Origin of the sequence: Alkalimarinus coralli, from assembly GCF_023650515.1 — a bacterium.
GTDB lineage: Bacteria > Pseudomonadota > Gammaproteobacteria > Pseudomonadales > Oleiphilaceae > Alkalimarinus > Alkalimarinus coralli.
Window position 1 is genome coordinate 1,016,362 of the sequence record NZ_CP096016.1, and the last position, 22,075, is coordinate 1,038,436.

Sequence of the window (22,075 nt, forward strand, 5' to 3'; positions counted from 1 at the left end):
GCGGGAATTATTCCATATTGGACAATTGATGGATTTAGTGAATGAGGGTTGAAAGTCTAAACAACGTTGGACGAACATTTAGGGTTACGATATGCATTCAAAAATAGCTGATTTACTGCTAGACATTGAGTTGGAAATGCGGAGGCTAAATATATGGTCAGACCTGGCACCCACTCAAGAGCAGCTAATGAGTACAGAGCCATTCTGTATCGATACCATGAGCTTTCCTGAATGGATTCAGTTTGTATTCATTGAACGTTTAAAGTGTATTGTAGAGCAGGGGGGAACACTGCCTTCCAACAGTGATATTGCGCCTATGGCGGAAGAATATTTTAGAGGTTCATCGCTGAATGCTACTGCATTTGTTGCGTTGATCAGGGCATTCGACCAGCTAATTATGGCCCATTAAAGCTCACACGGATCTTGTTTGGTTTGTACATGTGTGCAATATTAAGGCAATATTGGATTAAATAGCGAAGGACGTTGCTTAGACACGATAAAAAGAAGTTGGAGTATGCGATGAATAGTTGGCTTTCTGGTTTTTTGGTTGCTGCGGCGTTAGGGGTGTCGACCACGGTTGTTGCGGATAGTGATAAACCTGGGCAAGTGCCTTCGGCTGGTAGTGGAACCTCAGTTGATCGTGCAGCTTATACCGAAGAGCAGGTGACAAGGCAGCTTAATTTCCTGATGGCAAATACCTATAAGTCAGCACAGGAGAACATTAAGTCCGAAGGTGGAACCAAGCCTTATGCTGCTGGTTTGTTGCCTAATGGTGATGTAAAGCCATTAAAGCTTAACAAAGAGCAACCAGTGCCGGTAGATATCGCTGTCAGAGTGTTAGGTTCTGCTATGACATCCTGGATGGATAAAGGATTGGCAGTAGCAAGCGTTGTATACTATACCCAGAGTAATGATCCGTCATCGCAAAGTGCGGGGGCTGACTCTAAGGGGGATAAAAACCGTTTACTGAAGATCAACCTTAAACACGCTAATGGCAAAGTGATTGTTAGAACAGTGCCTTATTTAGTGAAAGAAGACGGTACCGTTGGTTTTGGGGAGGTTATTGAAGCATCTCCCAATCAAGATAAGCAATGAGCCGAATTTAAAATAACCTATTGGTATTCGCCGATAGGTTTATAAACAGGGTGTTGCCCTCCTGGTGTGCTCTCAAAGAGAGTATAACCGGAAACATTGGCGTGTTGTTCAAACGAAAACTGAGGAAGTGCAACCCTGTCATTTCGGTGCAAATTTCTTTTTTTCCCGGTTCTCGCTAGTGTTATGTGAGGGCGATAGGTTCTAGTTTCTATTGTTAAATTGAGCTCAGCAAGGTGTTGAGCTAACGTCGTATAGAAAGCCTGCAATGGCTGATGGTTATTAATGTTAGCGACCAGAAAAGGGGCAGAGCGAGAGGTGAAGGCCCCCTGAAAATGCTGAGGAAAACCGGAAATAGAGCCAATACTTATTGGAATTGGTTTGTTTATTAGCCTGTGACAACTCAGTTCCGAGTGAAGTGCTGCTAGCTCATTCGGTTTTATGTTTCCCAAAAAGTGCAGTGTAATATGTAAGTTTTGAGGCGGAACCCACCTAAAGTGTTGGAATAACGGCTGCTTTTTAAGTGCTTTTTGTGCGTCTATCAGCTGTGACTTGAGCGGCTCCGGTATACTAAACCCGATAAAACAACGCCGATATTGGGTAGCTTTATTTACATTCATTTTCTGTAATGTCCGGGTATTCAGCAGTTCGTGCAAATATCCCTAGTCAAGAGGCAAAAATATCTGCTCGCCTTCGTTGAGCCTAAGCCCTTTACGAATTTCCTGAAACAACTGCGGCAGTAACTCGCTCGGGAGCGGGTTTGAATATAAGTAGCCTTGTACGTAGCGACAGCCGTTTATCTTCAAAAATGCCTCCTGCTCGCGTGTTTCAATACCGGTTGCGAATGTCTTGAGGTTCATCTGGTGGGCGATGTTGATCAGCGTTTCGGTAATGATCATATCATTCTCATCTTCTGGAATACCTTTGATAAAGGTACGGTCGATCTTGATGATATCAATCGGGAGCTTTTTAAGGTGACTCAGGGATGAAATGCCTGTGCCAAAACTATCGATGGTGAGTGTTAGTCCTAGCTGCTTAAGTTTATTAAGGGTGGTGACGGACTCTTCCAGCTTATTGGTGATGGTGTTTTCTTCAATTTCCAAAACCAGAAAGCGTGGGTTGAAACGGGTCTCCATCAACACCCGCTCAATCGTTTTTACCAGTTGTGGGTGACTGTACTGCCGGTTTGATAGGTTAAGAGTGATCTGTACTGGCGTTTCGCTCATCGCCTGCACGGCCTTACCCTGTAAACAGGCATTTTGGAGCGCCCATTCGCCAATGGCCAGTAGTTGCCCTGTTTGCTCAGCAACCTGTAGAAACTCTTCAGGTTTCAGGAGGCCTCTATTAGGGTGCTGCCATCTGAGCAAGGTTTCTAAGGCGACTATTTGGCCGGTCTCAATATCAATAATTGGCTGATAATAAAGCTTAAACTCGTTGTTTGAGATTGCGTGCCGCAGCTCTTGCTCGATTGTGAGTTGTCGCTGCATGTCTTCGTTCATTTGAGGGCTGTAAAACTGTATATTGTTACGCCCAGCGCTTTTTGCCTGATACATGGCCATATCGGCATTTTTCAACAGCTCTGCGTATTGAACCCCGTCATTGGGGGATAGAGAGACACCAATACTGGAAGTGATTACCAATTCTCCCCCAGGTAAAGGAATGGGGGTGGTGATCGCGTTTAAAATATTCCTGGCGACCAGTTCTGCGCCTTCCGCTCCGTTAACGTCGGCTAATAGAACAGCAAACTCATCCCCCCCTAAGCGGGCGATTGTGTCTTCATTACGAACGCAACAGGTCAGCCTGTCTGCGATGACTTTGAGTAGTTCATCACCCGCATCATGGCCCAATGTATCGTTAATTCGCTTGAAAAAATCAATATCGAGATTAATGAGCGCGATAGGGTGTTGATGTCTTAGAGATTGCTTAAGTGCCTGGTTACATCGGTCTTCAAACAGGCGTCTGTTGGCCGCGCCAGTAAGAATGTCATAGTGGGCCAGGTGATGGAGCTGATCCTGAGTTGTTCTTATTTCAGTGATGTCTTGCCCTATCAATATAACCTGAGCGGGTTCGTCATCTGAATTGGAAATGCGGTTGATGTTCCAAAGCATGGAGTGTGATGTACCATCAAAGGCCAGGGCTTCGCTTTCGAGGTTCTCCTTTCCCCCACCGCTTTCAACAACTTTAGTGATCTTCCAGGCCGTTTCATCCTGATGGTGCTGGGGAACAAAACAGTCGATATAGTTTTTCCCGATTACTTCATCTCGGCTATACCCGAATAGGGTTTCGGCCTCGCTGTTCCACTGTTTGATCACGTACTGGGTGTCAATAACAACAATTGGGCTTCCTGCGGTCTCGATAAGTGCCTTGTAGCGACGTGAAGAGCGGCGGAATGATTTCTCTGCCTGTTTTCTTACATACACTTCATCGATCAGTTCCTGATTGGCTTTTTGCAATTCCTGAGTTCGTTGAAGAACGGTATCTTCCAGTTTGCTGGCGACCTTTTGGCGTTCTTCTAATAACGCACTGACATAAAGCGTTGCGGCGATAATGATTGCCAACAATATCTCCAGCATGACTTGGTCATAGAGGCCGGATGCTGGGTTTATGGGTTCAATATAGATGAGTACGAAAAAGGCCAGAGACAGTGTAATAGATACGGCCAACGTACAGCCAGGCTGGCTAAATCGGGTCGCAGCCCAAATGGTTAAGGGGAGCATCAAAAAAATACCTTGAATGCCCTGATAAAACGCAAGGTAGGTAATCATCCCCAAGCCAATAAACCAGGCGCTCCATTCGAGCAACTTTTCCGAAATATATCGAACGTTACGGAAGTGATGGTGGGCAAGTACCAGGGGAGTAATAAACAAAATGCCCGAAAAGTCCGCTAATGTGAAAACCAGTAACTTTAGTGTGAAGCTAATATCATTGTTGAGCTGCAGAAGGTTTGTCAGCGCTGAAAACAGTGATGAAGTTGTGACGATGACCAATAGTGATCCGAGAAGAAAGGCCAGCAGATTTCGATCTTTATCAAACGGATATGACGCATTGGTGACATTGATGAAAAAGTGATAAATGAGATAGGGTTGCAAGGTATTGAGCACGGCAAACGAAGTAGTCAGCAGAAGTGCATCGGGTAAGCTGCTGGTAGCAGAATAATAACCTGAAATTGAACCGCTTAACGCAGCTAAAAAAAGTGCAGGCAGTGGTTTGTCACCATAGATAAAAAGCATTGCCAGTGAAAATCCGGCAGGTAGCCACAATGGGGAAATAGGAGAGTCAGGCAGAGTGATAAAAATAGACAGTCGAGCAAGTGCCAAGTAGGTTACAAAGATAACCAGCATTCTAAGAGGGTGCTCTTTAATAGGTAAGAACCACCTGCTTATATTTAACTCCGACAGTTTACCGGTAGTCATCTTTAGTGCATCCATTGCTCGTAACGAGTTCAGTTTTTGGCGTATTCAATTGCTTAAATCGCGCACATCTTATTATTCTGAGATTTTTTCACGACTATTGCGCTCACAAATACATCGTTAAAAATGACTTAAATACTCATTTATTGTGTATAAGTTGCGCTTTTCGCCTTTTTTGTTATGTCGTTGCTTCGCTCGTAACGTTGTGCAAAGGTCTCAATCCAATAATCTTGACCAGTTTAATCTGAAATCAACTTATAGTGCTAAAGCAAAGCGTATCATTATGTAACCTAGTGTAGTCTAGAATAAGTCGCTTATTACTTATTTTCCATTAAGTTAGAGCGAAAACCTCATAGAAAGATCAATAGCCTTGCAATCCTTGGTCAGTGCTCCTATAGAAATGTAGTCTACCCCGGTCTCTGCAATGGCTGCCAAGGTATCTTTATTAATCCCGCCTGATGCTTCAAGCTTGGCGGTACCTGATGACATTGCAACGGCTTTGACAAGTGATGTGTTGTCAAAGTTATCGAGCATGATAATATCTGCTTTTGCTTTTAGTGCCTGTTCAAGCTCAGACATACTCTCAACTTCCACTTCCACAGGCTTTCCTGGTGCGATAGCGCGAGCACTCTCAACCGCCTTTTGGATCGAGCCGCAGGCCATTATGTGATTTTCTTTAATTAAGAATGCGTCGTATAAGCCGATGCGGTGATTGTGACAGCCCCCAAATGTAACCGCGTATTTCTGTGCTTGCCTTAGCCCTGGAATTGTTTTCCGTGTATCCAGCAGCTTCACGTTGGTGTGGGATACCAATGATGCATACTCTTTGCAGATCGTCGCAGTACCAGACAGTGTCTGTAAAAAATTAAGTGCGGCACGTTCCCCTGTCAGCAAACCTCGGGCAGGCCCTTCTAGTGAAAAGAGGACTGTATTGGGCTTAACGTAATCACCCTCTGATACATGCCATTTAACATGCACAGTTTCATCAACCTGTTTAAACACTTCGTTGACCCAATCTATACCGCAAACAACGCAGTGTTCCCGGGTAATGATATTGGCTTTTGCGTGAGTATTTTGGGGGATCAACATGGCCGTAATATCACCACTACCGATATCTTCTTCTAAAGCTGAGGTGACATTTTGGATGATCGCGGAGCGCAATATAGTGGTCATAAGGTGATATCTGACTTGTAAAGTGATTGTCTGTTTTAGGACGTCGTAATTATGGGGCGTATTGGGCCTAATGCTGAATCAGCGTGAGTGTTGAACTTTTTTGTCTTAGCTCTAGTTGCTTTAACGCGCTCATCCCCATTAATACAACGTCGTCTGAATTCATTGCCGGGTTTATGCTGGCGCGGACATTATAAAGAGTTATTGGCCCAATGCTAACTTTTTCGAGGGTCGTGTTGTAGACCGTTATAATACCGTTTGCAGTTGATGCTTTTGAGCGGCCATATGATTTTAGCCCTAGATCATCTGCAAGCGCTTTAGGAATGACTACATCTGTGGCGCCCGTATCAATCATAAAAGTAGCTGATTGGTCATTGATCTTGCCGTCAAATACATAATGGCCATAACGATTCCTTTCTAGGGCCACTTCTATTTGAGCGTCACTGGATGAAATCCCAGATAATGATTTGTTCGGGTTGAGCTGATTGTCCTCCCACACGCCTAAAAAGCGTGTAAGTAATATCATCCCGATGACCCAGGCAATAATCGCCATGTTTCGGCCGGTTTTAGTCTGCGTGTGTACGTCTTGTGTGTTTTTCTGGTTTGACATGGTCTGCTGATGGTTAACAATGATGCCTAGACTATACAAGACCCAAAGAGGTGGGTGAATTAGTTTTTTCAGCCAATAAGGAGATAGTGAGTCTTGCTCTGCCACAAATCAGCTAAGCTATTTAAGTCATTGAGTGAGCTTTAGGAGGTCGGTTTCAAAACTGTGAACCATGTCTCGAAGTGACATTTCGTGACATTTGTTGACACAGATGATCTATAAAAGATTGAAATTAGGTGGAAAAATGATTTGTAAAATAAAGTGAAATAAAGCGTGTCCTTTCTCTTGAGTGTGACTGGATTGGGATCTGGTAATAGCTTCTTACAGTGAAATCAATATGACGCAGAATCATAATGTAGTTGACCTTGATAAATTGAGAGCCGTTCCTGACGGCAGTAACTCTTCTGGCTCACTTCCTGCGCCCTTATCGAAGGTGCGGGATCTTGCAATTGGGCAGCTCAAGACATTGCTACGCCAGCTATTCGACAATGCCGATGATGCTCTTTTTGAGTTGGCCGATAAAGCAGGTTCCAATGGCGAGCAGGCAAAGTACTTCGATGCGATGAGAGAAGTGCGACTTCAACGTAAGCAAATAGCGTTGCTGATGCTGCAATCTGTGGTCAGATCCTTTAATCAGGTAGGGCGCTACAAGCTCAGTGGCCTTACCAGTGCTGAAATGCCTTCCAGTGTTGACTCATTAAGTCTTGTTCAAAATGATGAGCTTGAAGAGCGAGTTGCGATTGAGGGAATGGTTAGCAAAACCCGAAGTGCTTGCGGCCAATCTATCGACCATTATGAAATTAGAGTGCAAACGCTTTTACCGCATACCAAGCTGGATCAGGCGCATACTCCAGCAAGTCCAGAAGTTCTTGTTCATAGTTTCGTGAATGGGTGTAAAGACTTGCAGGTGGATATTGAAGCAAAACTAATCGTATTTAAGCTATTTGAACGATATGTCTTAAACGATATTGAAAAAGTGTACAAACTGGTGAACCAGAAGCTTATTGATGATGGTGTTATGCCTGATCTTAAGCAAGTAAGGTCGAGCGAAAAGAGAACTGGAACCAGGTCATCAAGCAATTACTCCCGTTCAAATCAAGCCGGGACGCAGGCTAATAATCGATCCAACCTGGTCGATGGTGATACGGGTGAAGTCATAGAAGAAGATAGTAACTTATTTGAAAGCTTGCGAGAGATGCTTAACTCAAGAGGCAGCAGCCAACCTGGAAACATGGCGTATGCTGGTGGGAATGCCGCAGGTTCGACGGGCTATACAGAGGTAAGCAGGGATCAGGTAGTATCGGTCTTATCTGATGTGCAGCAAGGCTTTTCCGTCCCTGAAGGGGAGGGCGGAGCGATTAGCGTTATGAATTTCAGAGGTCTCCTGATTGATCAGATGGGGGCGTCGGGAATAGAAGAGCCAAAGCTCAAAAAGGTAGATGAAGATGTCATCAATCTGGTATCTATGCTGTTTGAGTTCATATTGGATGATCGTCAATTACAGCCAACAATGAAGGCGTTGATTGCGCGCCTACAGATCCCAATGCTGAAAGTTGCGATGCTGGATCGGAGTTTCTTCAATAAAGGAGGGCATCCGGCCCGGAAACTATTGAACGAGATCGCCAATGCGGCTATTGGCTGGAATGAGAAACCAGAAGGCTCGCGAGACCCTCTGAAAGAGAAAGTTGAAAGCATTGTTCAGCACCTGTTGGATGATTTTGACAATGACTTTAGTGTATTTGAGTCGCTGCTGTCGGAATTTACCCGGTTTCTTGATATCGAAAGTCGACGTGGCCAGCTTATAGAGCAAAGAACCCGTGATGCCGAAGAAGGAAAGGCAAGAAATGAGAGTGCAAAAGGCCTTGTTCAGCAGAGTATCGAACAGATTATTGCCAACAAAGATGTTCCCGAGTCAGCCTTAACACTGCTGGAAGATGGTTGGGGTCAGTATATGTCATTGACCTACCTGAAACACGGAGAACAAAGTTCAGAGTGGGCGAGCGCTTTAACGGTGGCAGAAAATCTGGTTTGGAGTGTATGCCCAGATCAGAGCATGCCAGATGCCAGAAGCCATTTGTTGTCACTTATTCCGGGCTTGCTTAAGCGCATTAGAGCAGGGCTGAGTGAATCTTCTTTTGACCAGTTTAAGGCCAGTGAGCTCCTTAAGTCGCTTGAAGGGTTGCATATCGATGCACTTCAGATGCTGGCCACTTCTGCTTCACCTTTGCGTGAAGATAGAGAGGCGTCAAAAGCTCAATCGTCGCCTTTTTCTGAATCGCTTAAGTCAGTAGACTCCGAGAATGAATTACATGAGCAGGGCGACCAGCGAGATGCAATAAATAGTAGCCTTGATTCGGTTCTGGATGACGTTGATTCGATACTGAATGCGGTGGATGGGCAGGTTGAAACGCCAAGCACTAGCGAACCAGCCCGAAGCGAAGTCGCCCATGAAAAGCAGGCGGCCGAGGCTATTGTTACTTCAAGTCATGACGTTACTTCAAGTCATGACGTTACTCCAGATCATACGGTTGTTTCAGACTCTGCAGCCAGCACAGATTCTGCTGTCGCCCCAGATTCTGCTGTCGCTTCAAGCGCTACAGTGACGCCAGATGAAGGGAATGCAGAGCCGGTAGTTAAAACAATTTCCGAAACTGCGATTGATGCCGTTGCGACAGAGATGGTTGAGTCGTTACGCGTGGGATCTTGGCTTGAGTTTAATGAAGGCGACAAAGTTGTTCGATGCAAACTGGCAGCGCTGATTCGAGTCACTGGCAAATATATCTTTGTTGACCGCAGTGGAATTAAAATAGCGGACAAGAATAAACAGGAGCTGTTGCAGATGGCTCAGCAGGGGCAGGTTAACATCCTCAATGATGGGTTGTTATTTGATCGTGCTCTTGAATCTGTGATTGGTAATTTGAGAAATAACCGACAGGACTAATATTCACAAAAGAGCAGGTTTGGCATAGTTGACGTTGATTGGTATGCCCAGTGTAAGGTGTTTACGGAGCTATTACGCGTGAAACCTGCTTTGCTTGTAATCCGCCTCCTTTGTAATACTGCTCCTTTGTAATCCCTCCCCTTTGTAATACTATGGTAGGTAATTACATAAAAGTCGCGAAGGGGTTGTTCTGTTGTTATGGTTTATACAAGCACTAAAAGCCACGTTGCAAAAAACATGGCTAAAGCTGATAGATCTAAATCGATAGATCAGGTTCAAAGCAACGTATCGACTCCCGTCCGTGAAGGCATAACCGATGGTTGGCTAAACGGTGTAACACGTGTAGCGTCCCCTAATTTTAATCAACGCCCCGCCGATACTGAAATAAACTTGCTTGTCATACATAATATTAGTTTGCCTCCTGGGGAATATGGGGGAGACCATATTGAACGCTTTTTTACCAATCAACTTGATCACTCTCTGCACCCATTTTTTAAAGAAATTGAAGGCCTTAAGGTTTCGTCTCACTTACTGATTAAGCGAAACGGCGAGGTGGTTCAGTTTGTGCCGTTTAACCAACGAGCGTGGCATGCCGGTCTTTCAGTTTTTCAAACAGTGGAAAACTGCAACGACTTTTCTATTGGTATTGAGCTTGAGGGCGAGGATGATGTTCCTTATACCAGTCACCAATACAGTGTACTAGCAGATATTACACGCAGTTTGATGGCCGAATATCCAGCGATTAGTATGGATAGAATCGTAGGCCATCAACATATTTCACCAGGTAGAAAAACAGACCCTGGAGCAGCGTTTGACTGGACCGGGTATTTTGCGCAGGTAAGCGATGGGACAGGCGATGATTCCCGTGTTGTATAGTCAACAAGCGGAGAACTGGTGATGAGTCTTGTTGCGCTGCTGATAAGTTATTTTCTTCAACAAAAGCTGGACTTGCCGTTGAGTGTTTGGTTTGACAGGATGACACTGCAAGTTTTAAGGCCTAAGCAGTTCTCGATGATGGCGAAATCTTCAACTGCGGCTTTCGCTGTGTTGATGCTTATCCTGTCGGCTTATTTCTTCTTTTTTTATCTGCTGTTTTTTCTTATCGATGATGAGTTCTGGAATATTCCTTCGCTGCTGTTGCAGATCTTCGTTTTGCTATTGTTGCTAGGTTCCAATGGGTTTAAGGAAAAGCTGGAGCTTTATTTGCGTGCGTGGAGGAAAGGGGACTTTGAGTCTGCGGGGGCTATGCATATGGCGCTCTCTCGCGCGAATAAGCGCCGTTTACGCAGCCCGGTATTAATGCAAAATGATGTATCCAGCGCGCTTTTGTACCACAACTTTAACCGCTTTTTTATGGTCATGTTTTGGTTTATGGTGGCTGGTCCCGCGTTTGCTATTGTGGTGAGGGTGGCAAATATTCTGGCTCAACACTCATCTCACAAGTTAAAAGTTATGGCGGTAAAAGTGTCCTGGGTTGCGGAGTGGTTTCCTGCCAGATTGTTGGCGTTAAGCTTTGCGCTTATGGGTGACTTCAAGAATACGATTCGCCAGTGCACTCTAAACTTCGCAGACTTTTCTACTGAGACAGCAACAGTGTTAAAGCGCTCGGCGTCGAGCGCACTGGATGGCCTTAATGTTAGAACGGAGGTTCACTCTGGTATGGGGCGAGATGCCCTCATCGATAACGGTTCGAAGGGAATTGAAGGTGTCCGAGGGTTGCTAAGCAGGAGTATGGTTCTCTGGCTAGGCCTTTTTGCCATTGCTGTTATCACTACGGTTTAACCGTTATATGCTTTAAGCGTCGGCGTTACGCTACCGAGAAATGCCTCCAAGTCAGTGGCTATTGTTTGATGTGCTGCGAAGCCGGGCTTTTCCAGAACAATATTTCCGCTCGCATTATCTATTGCGATTATTTGATCATCCTGTGTGCAGCCGATAAATAACGTCAGCGGCAGGCGATTTTTCTTCTTGGCAAAAGCGTGGCCCAGCAAGTTCTGCTTGAGCATCTCTTCGTCTTGTGAGTTCCATATCTGAATGAGGCTCATCTCTCCGGTTTCATGAGATACGACGATACCATCAGACCAATAGTGCCCGTAATAACGGTTGATATCAGGGTGGAATGTTGTTTCCAATGCGCCTTCCAGCGCTGAAAAAATTCTGCTCTCACCTCTAACGGCAGGTTTCCATTGTACCAAACCGTGATTGTCAGGGGTTGGGTCTACGATGCATTCAGATGTCCAGTTTTTATCCCACTCCACTTTTGGCAGGGAGAGATCAATTTTCAGTGAAAGCGCAATAAAGCGATCAAGTAATGACTCAATAGCCTTTATTGAAGGCGCTGGATTAGAGCGTGGGGAAGGTGTTGTTGACATAAATAGTTATATATCCAGGCTGTATATGTTTTTTTCGGACTCTTTAACTCGCGGTTAATCAATTTTTACGCTATAGCTATTAGCCTCATCCAGGGTCCATAGCCACGCAGCACCTCTGACACCGCTTGAGTCGCCATACTGCGCTTTTAGTAGCTGAGTATTGACCTTATCTGAAAACACATAAGATGACCACGCTTGTTTAACAGGGAGATAGAGAGAATCAATATTAGACATCCCTCCACCCAACACGATAGCATCGGGGTCTAGCAGGTTGATTACGGTCGAAAGGGAGCGAGCCAGCCGGTCAACATAATACTTGAACGCAGTGCTGGCCAGTTTATCGTCAGGGAGTGATGCTATTATTTTTTCTGGCGGTAGATCCTGCCCTCCTTGAGAGATATAGCTGTGTTTAAAGCCAGGCCCAGACAAATAAGTTTCAATGCAGCCAGATTTTCCACAGTAGCAGGGGGGAAGTGGCAGGTCATGTGCATTTTGCCAGGGGAGCGGGTTATGCCCCCATTCACCGGTTATTGCGTTGGGTCCACTTAAGAGCGTTTTGTTGACCGATATTCCGCCACCTACACCGGTACCTAAAATCACCCCAAAAACAGTGTTGTAAGATTCGGCGATGCCGTCACTTGCTTCAGATAGTGTAAAGCAATCAGCATCATTGGCTATACGAACGGGACGTGAGAGCTTTGCTTCCAAATCGTTTTTTAGATTTTGGCCGATTAAACAGACGGAGTTGGCATTTTTAACCCGACCATGGTCAGGTGATAATGTGCCGGGTATGCCAATACCCACAGTGCCCTTTGTAGCTAGACGTGTTTCTGCATCAAAGATCAAACAGGTTAGTGCATTGAGCGTTTCGTGATAGTCGTTCTGTGGGGTGGCAATTCGCTTCCGAAATACTTCTTTATTGTCAGGCGCCAGTGCTATCAGCTCTATTTTGGTGCCTCCTAGGTCAATACCTAAGCGCATGCAGGTAGCTCCTGAATCTCGACATTATTTTTTATAATTAATTTATGATCAAAAACGTTACTTACAAAATGAAATAAAAAATGCATTAACCGTTACCTGTTGTAGCCGATACTATAACCAGGGCACGAGTGACAGCAGATTAAAATGTTGAATTTCTTGAGATGTGCTGCACTTTTCGATATTTAAGCTAGAATTACTAAAAATATCAAACGCTAATAAGAATAAGCCGATAAAACGATTGAAGAGTTGATTCTGTTCACTTGTTGGAGAATATGTGTGAAAAATCTGTTGTTGCCTGCAATGGCGTTGATGAACAGACTGACTTACGTTTATAAATTTACCCTCATCAGTGTGCTGTGGCTAATCCCCATTGGAGGACTGACTTACATGCTGGTTAGTCAGTTAAATGAATCAATTAGCCAGGTTGCCAATGAAGTGGATGGTTTAAAAGCCTACCATTCGTCATACATGATTGTGCAAGAGGCGATAAACTACCGTGACTATCGCACGGTTTCAAAGTTGCGCCCGATTGAAGGTCTTGATGAAACGTCGTTAAAGATTCGTAAGAATATATCCGCATTAATCTCAGATTTGGACGAAATGGAGTTTGAGTTTGACTTAAATGGTGATCTGAAAAATCAGGTCTCGGGACTGGCTGCTGACTGGAAGCGAATGGCAGTAGAAGACAGTTTCGAAAATGACTTTGGTAATCAGTTCAAGTATTACGATGCCTTTGTAGAAAAATCACGCAATTTGGTCGCAACCTCAATGCAAGTGTCTGGGCTTGCGCAGGACTCATCCAGAGATATTCAGCTTTTGTTGGAGCTATCAAGTGGGTCAGTTATCGATGCCAAAGAGGTGCTGGGGAAAGCAAGAAGTATCGGTATCTTTGCGTTGAATGATGGGACGGTCAACTACACGATGAGTGACCTGCTGAACGAGATTTTTGATCGTTTGACAAGCGTTAACACGTCATTGGAGCCCTCTCTGGAAGTTGCTCTAAAGGCGAGCACTGAGGTTGAATCTAAGCTGAGTGCTCATGCTGAAGAGATCAAGGGAAGTCTTATTGTGGTGCAGGATAGCGTAGACCTGGACATTATCACGCCCATGAGACTTGAGAAACCATGGAGAGATTTTGATTCGCTGGTTTCGGCAGAAATTGGCAAATTCACCGCGTTTAATGAACGCCTGCTTGATTATGTAGCGAATACGCTTGAAAACCGCTTGGCAGAAGAAACCAGGGCCCGGATGGTGATGTTCATTGTACTGGGGTTACTGCTGGCGGTGATTGTGTACCTTTATATGGGCTTCTCGGTATCAGTTAGAACCACCATCGCGAGTTTTACCAGTGCTGCACGCAAAGTTGCTAGCGGGGATCTGACGGTGAGTCTGGAGAAATATACCCATGACGAAATGGGCGAGCTGACCACTGAATTTAACAATATGACTGATAAAATGAGGCAGCTTATCCAGGTGGTAACTGGTACAACAGCTGATGTCGATCATCAGGCGCAAAGAGTGAATGTCACTGCCGTATCCAATAGTACCGCTGTGCAGAAGCAGATGTACGAAACTGCCCAAATATCAGAAGCGATGCACCAAATGGTTGATACTGTTCAGGAAGTGGCTTCAGCGTCACAGACAGTGTCTGATGCAGCGATGGGGGCGGATACAGAAGCCAACAACGGCAAATTGGTGGTTGATGAGACGCTAACCTCAATTGACCATCTTTCTAAAGAGATCAAGCGTTCGGTTGATACCATTAATCGCGTAAGCAAAGATAGCGAAGATATCAGCCAGGTTATGGTAGAAATCAGGGCCATTGCAGAGCAAACCAATCTGCTTGCGCTAAATGCGGCTATTGAGGCGGCAAGAGCGGGGGAGCAAGGTAGGGGGTTTGCGGTTGTTGCTGACGAGGTGAGAACCTTGTCCCAAAGAACTCAAAAGTCGACGGAAGAGATCGAGTCGATGATCGAACGTTTACAGAAAGGGGTTAAAGAGGCAGTGAGCTCTATGCAGAGCAGCCATACAACGACAGACGTGACCGTAGAACAGTCCAGTAAGGTCTCTGAAGCGTTGGTCAGCATTGCTTCAAGTATATCGTCAATTGTTGATATGAGCCATCAGATAGCCAGTGCTGCAGAAGAGCAAAGTGCGGTGGCGACCAATATTGATAATAATGTCAAACTGATTTCTGATTTGGGGCAGGAGACTGCTGACAACGCCAACGATACATTGAGTGCAAGTAAAGAGATGTCGGGGCTTACCGGTTCGTTACAGGCGGTAGTGGGTACCTTTAAAATTTAGGCCAATTTGCCAACTAAAAAACAGCGCTGCTTGGTGATCATCGCTGTTTGTTAATATTGAATTAACACAAATTATCTGAATTAGCTCTAGCGCTTATTGTTTAGATGTATAGAGTTAAATAATACTCTTGTGAATAGCGTTGAGGAGGGGGCTAATAGCTGCCTGGATTTTTGGAAGTCTGTATGCAGTAATAAAGGAATAAACCTATTCAGCTTCACAAATAGCTTCCTTAAAATCTTCTTTTTACTTCTTCTAGTAGAAATAGATTTGTGGGGAACTTACGGTTATTTTGCTGTGCTATCTGTTCAATATAGCCATTGATATATTCGATTTCGGTTTGTTTTCCTGCTCGAACATCTTGCAGCATTGAAGAAATGTTTTGATGCGTTTTTTTTATGACATCGATGACCTTTGACTGGAGCTCAGACGCGCTTACGGTTACGCCGTTGACTAGCATGGCCTCTGAAAGTTCATTGCAGAGTGGCGTTATATTGGAGTCAAATAGTGTTTGTCCGATTAACTCGCCATTTTTACAATCTAACAAGGCGGTGAAAGGGTTGATCGCGCAGTTGATTGCTAACTTAAGCCACAGTTTCTCCCATATATTATCACTACTGGATACGTTGAGGCCTGAACTTGAGAGGAGAGCTGATAGCTTTTCGGCATCGAGCTGGCTTTGTTTGTTTGATATTGGGCCTACCCAGGTTTCTCCCTTGCCCGCATAAATAACCGTTTGTTTGTCAGGGCGGTTGGCACCTTCGGTTGTGGATGCGGCATAAACCGTGTTGTTGAATAGTAATTGAGTCACTTCCTGTTGGCTGCCCATGCCATTCTGAAAAAGCACGATACGACTTGATGGTATTATTCTACTTGTCAATTGTTGCACCGCCTTCAGTGTGTCGTAGCTCTTGGTAAACACTAAGAGTGTATCGATTGGGGTGTCATTAAGAGAGAAGGGGGTACCGTCTTCCCAAGGCAAGGTGCTGGAACCTTCGCAAGGCAAGGTAATTGTCGTTGCCTCATTCTGATTTATAAATTGAAACGAATGGTGCTTGGGGGAGAGAGATTTATTCACATCTGGTTTGACTAGCAGGATGACTTCATTATCGTGCGAAAGCTTTGCTGCCCATAAACTGCCAAGTGCCCCGGGCCCGAGTATATGAATAGTGGGTTTATCTGCCATAGTTCTGTTTAACAATGAGTGGGAAGGGTAAATGACGTTGGAGGCTGGCAGGGAGGGAAAATAGACAGGGTGGGTTTTTTGCCCACCCTGGTATGGGCTATATCGCCTTTATTTTCTCCAGCTGCTCATGTAGCTTGTCGTAACTGCTTTGTGCATCTTGGAGCTTAGCTTTTTCTTTAGCAACCACCTCTTCAGGAGCTTTGCTGGTAAACTTCTCGTTCGAAAGCTTGCCCTGAATTCGTTGAAGCTCTTTAGATACCTTTTCAACCTCTTTGCTTAGGCGAGCGATTTCCGCCTCTTTATCAATGAGACCTGCCATCGGAACGAGGACTTCCATATCACCTACCAGTTGAGTAGCGGCAAGCGGCGCTTCTTCGCTACCGAGCCAGGTCACTTTCTCTATTTTAGCCAATGACTTAAGGAAGGTTTCATTCTCATTAAGGCGGCGCTGATCTTCGGTTGTGCCGTTTCTAAGCATGAGTGAAATAGGCTTGGCTGGTGAAATATTCATCTCACCCCGAATGTTTCTCACGCCAACAATAACGCCTTTAAGCCACTCAATATCGCCATCTGCCACTTGGTCAATACGGCTTTCATCTGCGACAGGGTATGGCTGAGTCATAATGGTTTCGCCAGACTTGCCGGACAATGGCGCAACGCGCTGCCAGATCTCTTCAGTAATATACGGCATTACCGGGTGAGCAAGGCGTAGTATCGTTTCTAACACTCTAACCAGGGTCTGGCGTGTGCCTCTAAGTGTCTCTTCGCTGGCGTTATCATCCCAAAGCACAGGTTTCGAAAGTTCAAGATACCAATCGCAGTATTCGTTCCATACGAATTCGTATATCGCTTGAGCGACGTGATCAAGCCTGTAATTATCCATTGCTTTGGCAACTTGCAGCTCGGTTTGCTGTAGCCTTGAAACAATCCATCGGTCTGCCAAGCTAAGATTTACGTCGCCGCCTTGTTGTCCGCAATCCTTATCCTCGGTGTTCATTAGCACGTAACGGGCAGCGTTCCATATCTTATTACAGAAGTTTCGATAACCTTCAACGCGACCCATATCGAATTTGATATCGCGGCCCGTTGACGCAAGTGAGCAAAACGTGAAACGCAGTGCATCGGTACCGTATGCAGAGATGCCTTCCGGGAATTCATCTTTTGTCTGTTTGGCAATTTTCTTGGCCATCTTTGGCTGCATCATGCCAGAGGTTCGCTTGTCTAGAAGCGAGTCCAGATCAATACCGTCAATAATATCTAGCGGATCAAGGACGTTCCCTTTTGACTTTGACATCTTGGCGCCTTGCGAGTCCCTCACTAAACCATGTACGTACACGGTTTTGAAAGGAACTTGAGGCTTGCCATTTTCATCTTTGATGAAGTGGGTTGTCATCATGATCATTCGGGCAACCCAGAAAAATATGATGTCGAAACCTGTAACCAGAACATCAGTCGAGTGAAATGTCTCAAGCTCTTTGGTTTGCTCAGGCCAGCCTAGTGTTGAGAATGTCCACAGGGCAGAGCTGAACCAGGTATCAAGTACATCCTCGTCCTGATGAATGGCTGTGCTTGCATCAAGATTGTATTTTTGACGTACTTCCTCTTCATTGCGACCTACGTAAATGTTGCCGCTATTGTCATACCATGCAGGGATTCGATGCCCCCACCATAGTTGGCGGGAAATGCACCAGTCCTGAATGTCTCGCATCCAGGAGAAGTACATGTTTTCGTACTGCTTAGGTACAAATTGTATGTCGCCGTCTTCAACGACTTTAATGGCTTCTTTGGCTAGAGGCTCTGTTTTGACATACCACTGATCGGTTAGCCAGGGTTCTATAACGACGCCAGAACGGTCTCCCCGAGGAACCTTCAAAGTATGAGGTTCAATTTTTTCCAGGCAGCCTAATGAATCCAGCTCTTCAACAATCTTTTTACGGGCTTCGAAGCGTTCTAGTCCCGCATAGGCTTCAGGTGCTTTTTCACCGTGCTGGGTTTCGTAGTTGTCGAAGGTAATGACTGTAAACTCGGGCAAGATATTCGCATCGCGATCAAGAGCATTGATCAGGGCGAGGTTATGGCGCTTGCCAACTTCATAGTCATTGAAATCGTGAGCAGGGGTGATCTTCACACAACCAGTTCCGAATTCTCTATCTACATAGTCATCCGCGACAATCGGAATTAGCCTGTTGGTTATGGGGAGGCGTATGTTCTTGCCTACTAAATCGGCATAGCGCTCATCTTTGGGGTGCACCGCGACGGCAGTATCACCTAACATGGTTTCAGGACGGGTCGTTGCAACGACCAAGTGACCGGAGCCATCCTCAAGAGGGTAACGGAAATGCCACATTGAGCCCGTCTCTTCTTCGGAGAGTACTTCCAGATCAGAAATTGCGGTGTGCAGTTTAGGGTCCCAGTTAACCAGTCTTTTACCGCGATAGATAAGCCCTTCATCGTATAGGCGAACAAATACTTCCTGAACGGCTGCTGATAACCCAGGGTCCATTGTGAATCGTTCACGGCTCCAATCGACAGAGGACCCTAAACGTCTGATTTGGCGGGTAATTGTACCGCCTGACTGTTCCTTCCACTCCCAGACTTTATCTAAAAACTTATCCCTACCCAGGTCATGACGAGTGACACCTTCAGCGGCCAGTTGACGTTCAACAACCATTTGAGTGGCGATACCCGCATGATCGGTGCCGGGTTGCCAAAGTGTATTCCGGCCTTGCATTCGATGATAACGGATCAAGGTATCCATAACGGTGTTGTTAAAACCGTGCCCCATATGAAGGCTGCCGGTGACATTTGGAGGTGGAATCATGATTGAATATGACTCACCTTCACCGGAAGGTTTGAAGTGGCCGGCTTTTTCCCACGTGTTGTACCAGTTTTGTTCTATCTCGCTTGGCTGGTAAGTTTTTTCCATAATATCATCTGCAAAGGTATTAATTAGTTTGGAAGAGTGTGCGATTCCCTGAGCGGGAAAAATCGCATCATTATACATGCCTGTTCAATGAACGGGTAGCGTTTGGCCGTTCCGTTGAACAGTATTTATGAGCGTGGCTGTGACAAAAAATACAGTTAAGCGCCTTCACTGGTGTCTTCAAAATAGCGCTCCAATTCTGAAGCGACTTTCTCTTCAATAATAGGTCTTAATTGCTTGATTATATTGCTTGTTATGGTTCGCACAATAACATCATTACTGTTGGATGTTAGGGGGCGCTGAGCTTTAGGTGTCCGTTCTCGATATGGCTGCTCATGCTTTAGGTTCTCAGTAAACGCCTCAAGGCTCTGGGTGAATTGTTCTCTCTCCAGTGCCAGTTTTGCCAAGTGTTCGTAAGGTAAGAAGGGGTTTTCCTTGCCCTCACTTCTAGTGTTGGGGGGCGAGAAGGCTGTTTCTGAGTCTTTTTCAGGTGTTGATTTACTGACCTGGCTTGTGGTTGTTTGGTTATCTGTAACGATGTCTTTTAGTAGTGGTATGTCGTCCATGTGGTTGTCCAGAATATCCGCTGTGTTGCTTTCAAAGTTCGTTGATTACTGTTCTCTATAAATGATACGTTCGTGTCACGCCTTCCCGTGAGTATGCAGTGTTATTTTTGCCTAAAATCATGAATAAGTGCCTCGATACCATCGTTTTTAATTTGCCGATAATGACTGCGAAGCTCTTTAAGGGTTTTATCGTCCTGAGTGACAATTTCTGCGACTCGTTCGAAGTTTTTATAAAAAGCAGGAAGTTCACTTGCAAGGTTGATCAACAAGTCGTTGTGGTATTGGCAGTCGTTGGAAAAACCTATTGTAACTGGAGCCGAGGGAGGCGCATCGGTACTGAGGTCATGAGGAAGAAAACTCTCAATTTTATATGTCCATAAGTAGTCGTCTACATCGGTTGCTTGTTGTTCGTTGTTTGTATGGATGTAGATTTTATGACCTAGCTTCGTGGTCTTTTCTATTAGGCGGCAGAGGAACTCAAGTCGAGAACGATGGTCGCTACTATTAAGAATGTAAAAGTCTGCTTTGGCCATAATTTGGGGTCGATGTGTATTTGAGAAGTCCAGCAACTTAATCTCTATGGTTCGGCGTGCGGGCGTTACTCAGGCTACCTAGTTCCAGACTAACATAGTTCCAGACTAACATAGTTTGTACGAATGGTAGTTCGTACAATGATAGTTCGTACAATGAAAGCTTTTGTAATGTTAATAGCTTGCGTAACGCCCGACCAGGTTAGCCTGCCTTGTTTAGCAGGTATTGGGTTAACATCGGCACGGGTCTGCCTGTTGCACCTTTGTTCTTGCCTGACGTCCAGGCCGTGCCTGCGATATCAAGGTGAGCCCACTTCATTTCTTTCGCAAAGCGAGATAGGAAGCAAGCTGCGGTAATGGTACCTGCAGGGCGGCCGCCGATGTTTTGCATGTCAGCAAAATTGCTGTCCAGCTGAGTTTGATACTCATCAAACAATGGCAGTCGCCATGCTTTGTCTGCGGCTTTCGTACCTGCATTTAGAAGCTCGTCGGCCAGACTGTCATCATTGCCAAGCAGCCCTGTTGTGTGATGCCCCAGAGCAATAATGCATGCGCCTGTTAATGTCGCGATATCAACAATTGAGGCTGGGTTGTGATGTTGTTCGGCGTAGGTTAGTGCATCACATAAAACGAGTCTGCCTTCTGCATCGGTATTAAGAATTTCTACAGTCTGCCCGGAAAGCGTGGTGACAATATCCCCAGGTTTAGTGGCTTTACCATCGGGCATGTTCTCGGCTGCAGCAATGATCGCAGTAACGTTAATGGCGGGTTGCAGCTCTGCGATTGCGGTCATGGTGCCGAAAACACTTGCGGCTCCGCACATGTCATACTTCATTTCATCCATCGCTTCGCCGGGCTTCAGACTGATGCCGCCGCTATCGAATGTGATGCCTTTTCCTACCAGAATATGAGGCCTGTCTGATGCGTTACCTCCCTTGTATTCCATGACAATGAGTTGAGCAGGTTCCTCGCTTCCAGCTGACACTGATAGCAGAGAGTGCATACCCAGCGATGCCATTTTTTTCTCATCCAGAACGGTGGTAGAGATCGCATTGTTATTTTTGGCTATGACTTTGGCTTTTTCGGCCAAGTAAGTGGGGGTGCAAATATTGCCGGGCAGGTTGCCAAGTGTTTTGGTAACTGAAACACCAGAAGCAATCGCGCTGCCTTCTTTAATGGCTTGCTCAACCAATGCGTCGTCTATGTCTTCACCACAATAAAATGAAACGGCATCGAGTGTAACTTTGTCGGCCTTTTGGGTTTTGAACTCATCAAATACATAAAGCGCATCACTGATGGCCTCAATAGAAAACCGCGCCAGCCACGCGCTGCTGTAGTCTGGCAGTGTGATACCACTCAAGGCAAAAAGTGCTGTTTTGGTTTGGGTGTTTTTGACAACGTTGGTGGCAGCAAGAACTGACTTTTTAAGTGTGGCCGGGTTAAATGCATCCTGCTTGCCGAGTCCCATTAGCAATATACGTGTGTGCTGCTCGCTTTCGCTTGAAAGTAACATTGTTGAACCGGCTTTTGCATCAAAGTCTTTCCGCTCTACAATCTTGGTAATGTTATTGCCACTTGACTGATCAACATAATTGGCGGCAGGAGATAATTGAAGGTCTTCAAATAAAGGAAGAACAATACAGTCTGATTGTTGTTTTTCGAGTGCGCGCTTCTCTAAAGAGTATTTCATTGGTGCTCCTGTGTGTGGCGGTAGTCGTATCTGGGGAGATCAAATACATTATTAACTGTAACTACATTAGCTGTAACTGCAAAAAAACGAGTTATGAGAGGGTAATTTAAATTCGGTTTGTACGTTTCGTCAAAGTTTACGTTAAACACAGGTATTTTTCATAACTCATTCCAGTTAAAATGCGGCTATTATTGATTACGCTGTTATATGTTAGCCTTTAGACTATGGGGCTGGTTTTAGGAAAAGCAATAAGCTAAATTTAATAAAAAAACAAAGAATTGGCTTGCACTGGTATATGCCATT

17 protein-coding genes are annotated in these 22,075 nt (G+C 45.3%); 6 read left to right on the forward strand and 11 right to left on the reverse strand.

Translation table 11 applies throughout. From position 1 onward, the window contains the following. Positions 1-91 precede the first annotated feature (91 nt). Together MY523_RS04505 and MY523_RS04510 are read left to right on the forward strand one after the other, a co-directional pair. Positions 92-409, forward strand: a complete 318-nt coding sequence (locus MY523_RS04505) for a YqcC family protein (protein WP_250657619.1) — start codon at positions 92-94, stop codon at positions 407-409. Between the two features lie 110 nt (positions 410-519). Continuing rightward, on the forward strand, positions 520-1,095 hold the full coding sequence (locus MY523_RS04510; protein ID WP_250657620.1) for a hypothetical protein: 576 nt from the start codon (positions 520-522) through the stop codon (positions 1,093-1,095). A gap of 17 nt (positions 1,096-1,112) precedes the next feature. Here MY523_RS04510 and thpR read toward each other — a convergent pair whose 3' ends face one another. From thpR to MY523_RS04530, 4 genes are all read right to left on the reverse strand, one after another. Continuing rightward, a complete protein-coding gene (gene thpR, locus MY523_RS04515; RefSeq protein ID WP_250657621.1) occupies positions 1,113-1,712 on the reverse strand; it encodes an RNA 2',3'-cyclic phosphodiesterase in 600 nt (199 codons plus the stop codon). A gap of 42 nt (positions 1,713-1,754) precedes the next feature. Next, complete coding sequence (locus MY523_RS04520; protein ID WP_250657622.1) at positions 1,755-4,505, reverse strand: bifunctional diguanylate cyclase/phosphodiesterase; 2,751 nt, start codon at positions 4,503-4,505, stop codon at positions 1,755-1,757. Positions 4,506-4,838: 333 nt separating this feature from the next. After that, positions 4,839-5,666 carry a carboxylating nicotinate-nucleotide diphosphorylase gene (gene nadC / locus MY523_RS04525; protein ID WP_250658770.1) on the reverse strand — a complete coding sequence of 276 codons (828 nt, stop codon included), beginning with the start codon at positions 5,664-5,666 and terminating at the stop codon, positions 4,839-4,841. A 76-nt stretch (positions 5,667-5,742) separates the two neighbouring features. Then, positions 5,743-6,387 carry a retropepsin-like aspartic protease family protein gene (locus MY523_RS04530; RefSeq protein WP_250657623.1) on the reverse strand — a complete coding sequence of 215 codons (645 nt, stop codon included), beginning with the start codon at positions 6,385-6,387 and terminating at the stop codon, positions 5,743-5,745. Between the two features lie 229 nt (positions 6,388-6,616). On the opposite strand from MY523_RS04530, the gene MY523_RS04535 reads away from it, so the two are divergent. From MY523_RS04535 to ampE, 3 genes are all read left to right on the forward strand, one after another. After that, positions 6,617-9,220, forward strand: a complete 2,604-nt coding sequence (locus MY523_RS04535; RefSeq protein ID WP_250657624.1) for a DUF1631 domain-containing protein — start codon at positions 6,617-6,619, stop codon at positions 9,218-9,220. Positions 9,221-9,418: 198 nt separating this feature from the next. Then, positions 9,419-10,096, forward strand: coding sequence for a 1,6-anhydro-N-acetylmuramyl-L-alanine amidase AmpD (ampD, locus tag MY523_RS04540; protein WP_250657625.1), 678 nt, complete (start codon positions 9,419-9,421; stop codon positions 10,094-10,096). A 21-nt stretch (positions 10,097-10,117) separates the two neighbouring features. Next, positions 10,118-11,002, forward strand: a complete 885-nt coding sequence (ampE, locus tag MY523_RS04545; RefSeq protein WP_250658771.1) for a regulatory signaling modulator protein AmpE — start codon at positions 10,118-10,120, stop codon at positions 11,000-11,002. Here the strand turns inward: ampE and syd are convergent. Together syd and MY523_RS04555 are read right to left on the reverse strand one after the other, a co-directional pair. After that, positions 10,999-11,592: a SecY-interacting protein gene (gene syd / locus MY523_RS04550; RefSeq protein WP_250657626.1), complete on the reverse strand. Its 594-nt coding sequence runs from the start codon at positions 11,590-11,592 to the stop codon at positions 10,999-11,001. The two genes, ampE and syd, sit on opposite strands and share 4 nt — an antisense overlap. A gap of 54 nt (positions 11,593-11,646) precedes the next feature. Continuing rightward, positions 11,647-12,573: an ROK family protein gene (locus MY523_RS04555; RefSeq protein ID WP_250657627.1), complete on the reverse strand. Its 927-nt coding sequence runs from the start codon at positions 12,571-12,573 to the stop codon at positions 11,647-11,649. 276 nt (positions 12,574-12,849) lie between these two features. Here MY523_RS04555 and MY523_RS04560 point away from each other — a divergent pair, with 276 nt between their 5' ends. Continuing rightward, positions 12,850-14,880: a methyl-accepting chemotaxis protein gene (locus MY523_RS04560; protein ID WP_250657628.1), complete on the forward strand. Its 2,031-nt coding sequence runs from the start codon at positions 12,850-12,852 to the stop codon at positions 14,878-14,880. Between the two features lie 229 nt (positions 14,881-15,109). Here the strand turns inward: MY523_RS04560 and MY523_RS04565 are convergent, their stop codons facing one another. The 5 genes from MY523_RS04565 to MY523_RS04585 form a co-directional block, all read right to left on the reverse strand. Beyond that, entirely contained in the window at positions 15,110-16,063 is a 954-nt protein-coding gene (locus MY523_RS04565) for a 2-dehydropantoate 2-reductase (protein ID WP_250657629.1), read from the reverse strand. Between the two features lie 97 nt (positions 16,064-16,160). After that, positions 16,161-18,989 (reverse strand): valine--tRNA ligase, encoded by a 2,829-nt coding sequence (locus MY523_RS04570; protein ID WP_250657630.1) that lies wholly within the window; start codon positions 18,987-18,989, stop codon positions 16,161-16,163. Between the two features lie 155 nt (positions 18,990-19,144). Continuing rightward, positions 19,145-19,552, reverse strand: a complete 408-nt coding sequence (locus tag MY523_RS04575; RefSeq protein ID WP_250657631.1) for a hypothetical protein — start codon at positions 19,550-19,552, stop codon at positions 19,145-19,147. A 101-nt stretch (positions 19,553-19,653) separates the two neighbouring features. Next, complete coding sequence (locus MY523_RS04580) at positions 19,654-20,085, reverse strand: DNA polymerase III subunit chi (RefSeq protein ID WP_250657632.1); 432 nt, start codon at positions 20,083-20,085, stop codon at positions 19,654-19,656. 199 nt (positions 20,086-20,284) lie between these two features. Next, a complete protein-coding gene (locus tag MY523_RS04585; RefSeq protein ID WP_250657633.1) occupies positions 20,285-21,772 on the reverse strand; it encodes a leucyl aminopeptidase in 1,488 nt (495 codons plus the stop codon). Positions 21,773-22,075: the final 303 nt, after the last annotated feature.

Coding starts and splice junctions, on each gene's coding strand:
- MY523_RS04505 (WP_250657619.1), top strand. CDS start 92: ATGCATTCAAAAATAGCTGATTTACTGCTAGACATTGAGTTGGAAATG.
- MY523_RS04510 (WP_250657620.1), top strand. CDS start 520: ATGAATAGTTGGCTTTCTGGTTTTTTGGTTGCTGCGGCGTTAGGGGTG.
- thpR (WP_250657621.1), bottom strand. CDS start 1,712: ATGAATGTAAATAAAGCTACCCAATATCGGCGTTGTTTTATCGGGTTT.
- MY523_RS04520 (WP_250657622.1), bottom strand. CDS start 4,505: ATGACTACCGGTAAACTGTCGGAGTTAAATATAAGCAGGTGGTTCTTA.
- MY523_RS04535 (WP_250657624.1), top strand. CDS start 6,617: ATGACGCAGAATCATAATGTAGTTGACCTTGATAAATTGAGAGCCGTT.
- ampD (WP_250657625.1), top strand. CDS start 9,419: ATGGTTTATACAAGCACTAAAAGCCACGTTGCAAAAAACATGGCTAAA.
- ampE (WP_250658771.1), top strand. CDS start 10,118: ATGAGTCTTGTTGCGCTGCTGATAAGTTATTTTCTTCAACAAAAGCTG.
- syd (WP_250657626.1), bottom strand. CDS start 11,592: ATGTCAACAACACCTTCCCCACGCTCTAATCCAGCGCCTTCAATAAAG.
- MY523_RS04555 (WP_250657627.1), bottom strand. CDS start 12,573: ATGCGCTTAGGTATTGACCTAGGAGGCACCAAAATAGAGCTGATAGCA.
- MY523_RS04565 (WP_250657629.1), bottom strand. CDS start 16,063: ATGGCAGATAAACCCACTATTCATATACTCGGGCCCGGGGCACTTGGC.
- MY523_RS04570 (WP_250657630.1), bottom strand. CDS start 18,989: ATGGAAAAAACTTACCAGCCAAGCGAGATAGAACAAAACTGGTACAAC.
- MY523_RS04575 (WP_250657631.1), bottom strand. CDS start 19,552: ATGGACGACATACCACTACTAAAAGACATCGTTACAGATAACCAAACA.
- MY523_RS04580 (WP_250657632.1), bottom strand. CDS start 20,085: ATGGCCAAAGCAGACTTTTACATTCTTAATAGTAGCGACCATCGTTCT.
- MY523_RS04585 (WP_250657633.1), bottom strand. CDS start 21,772: ATGAAATACTCTTTAGAGAAGCGCGCACTCGAAAAACAACAATCAGAC.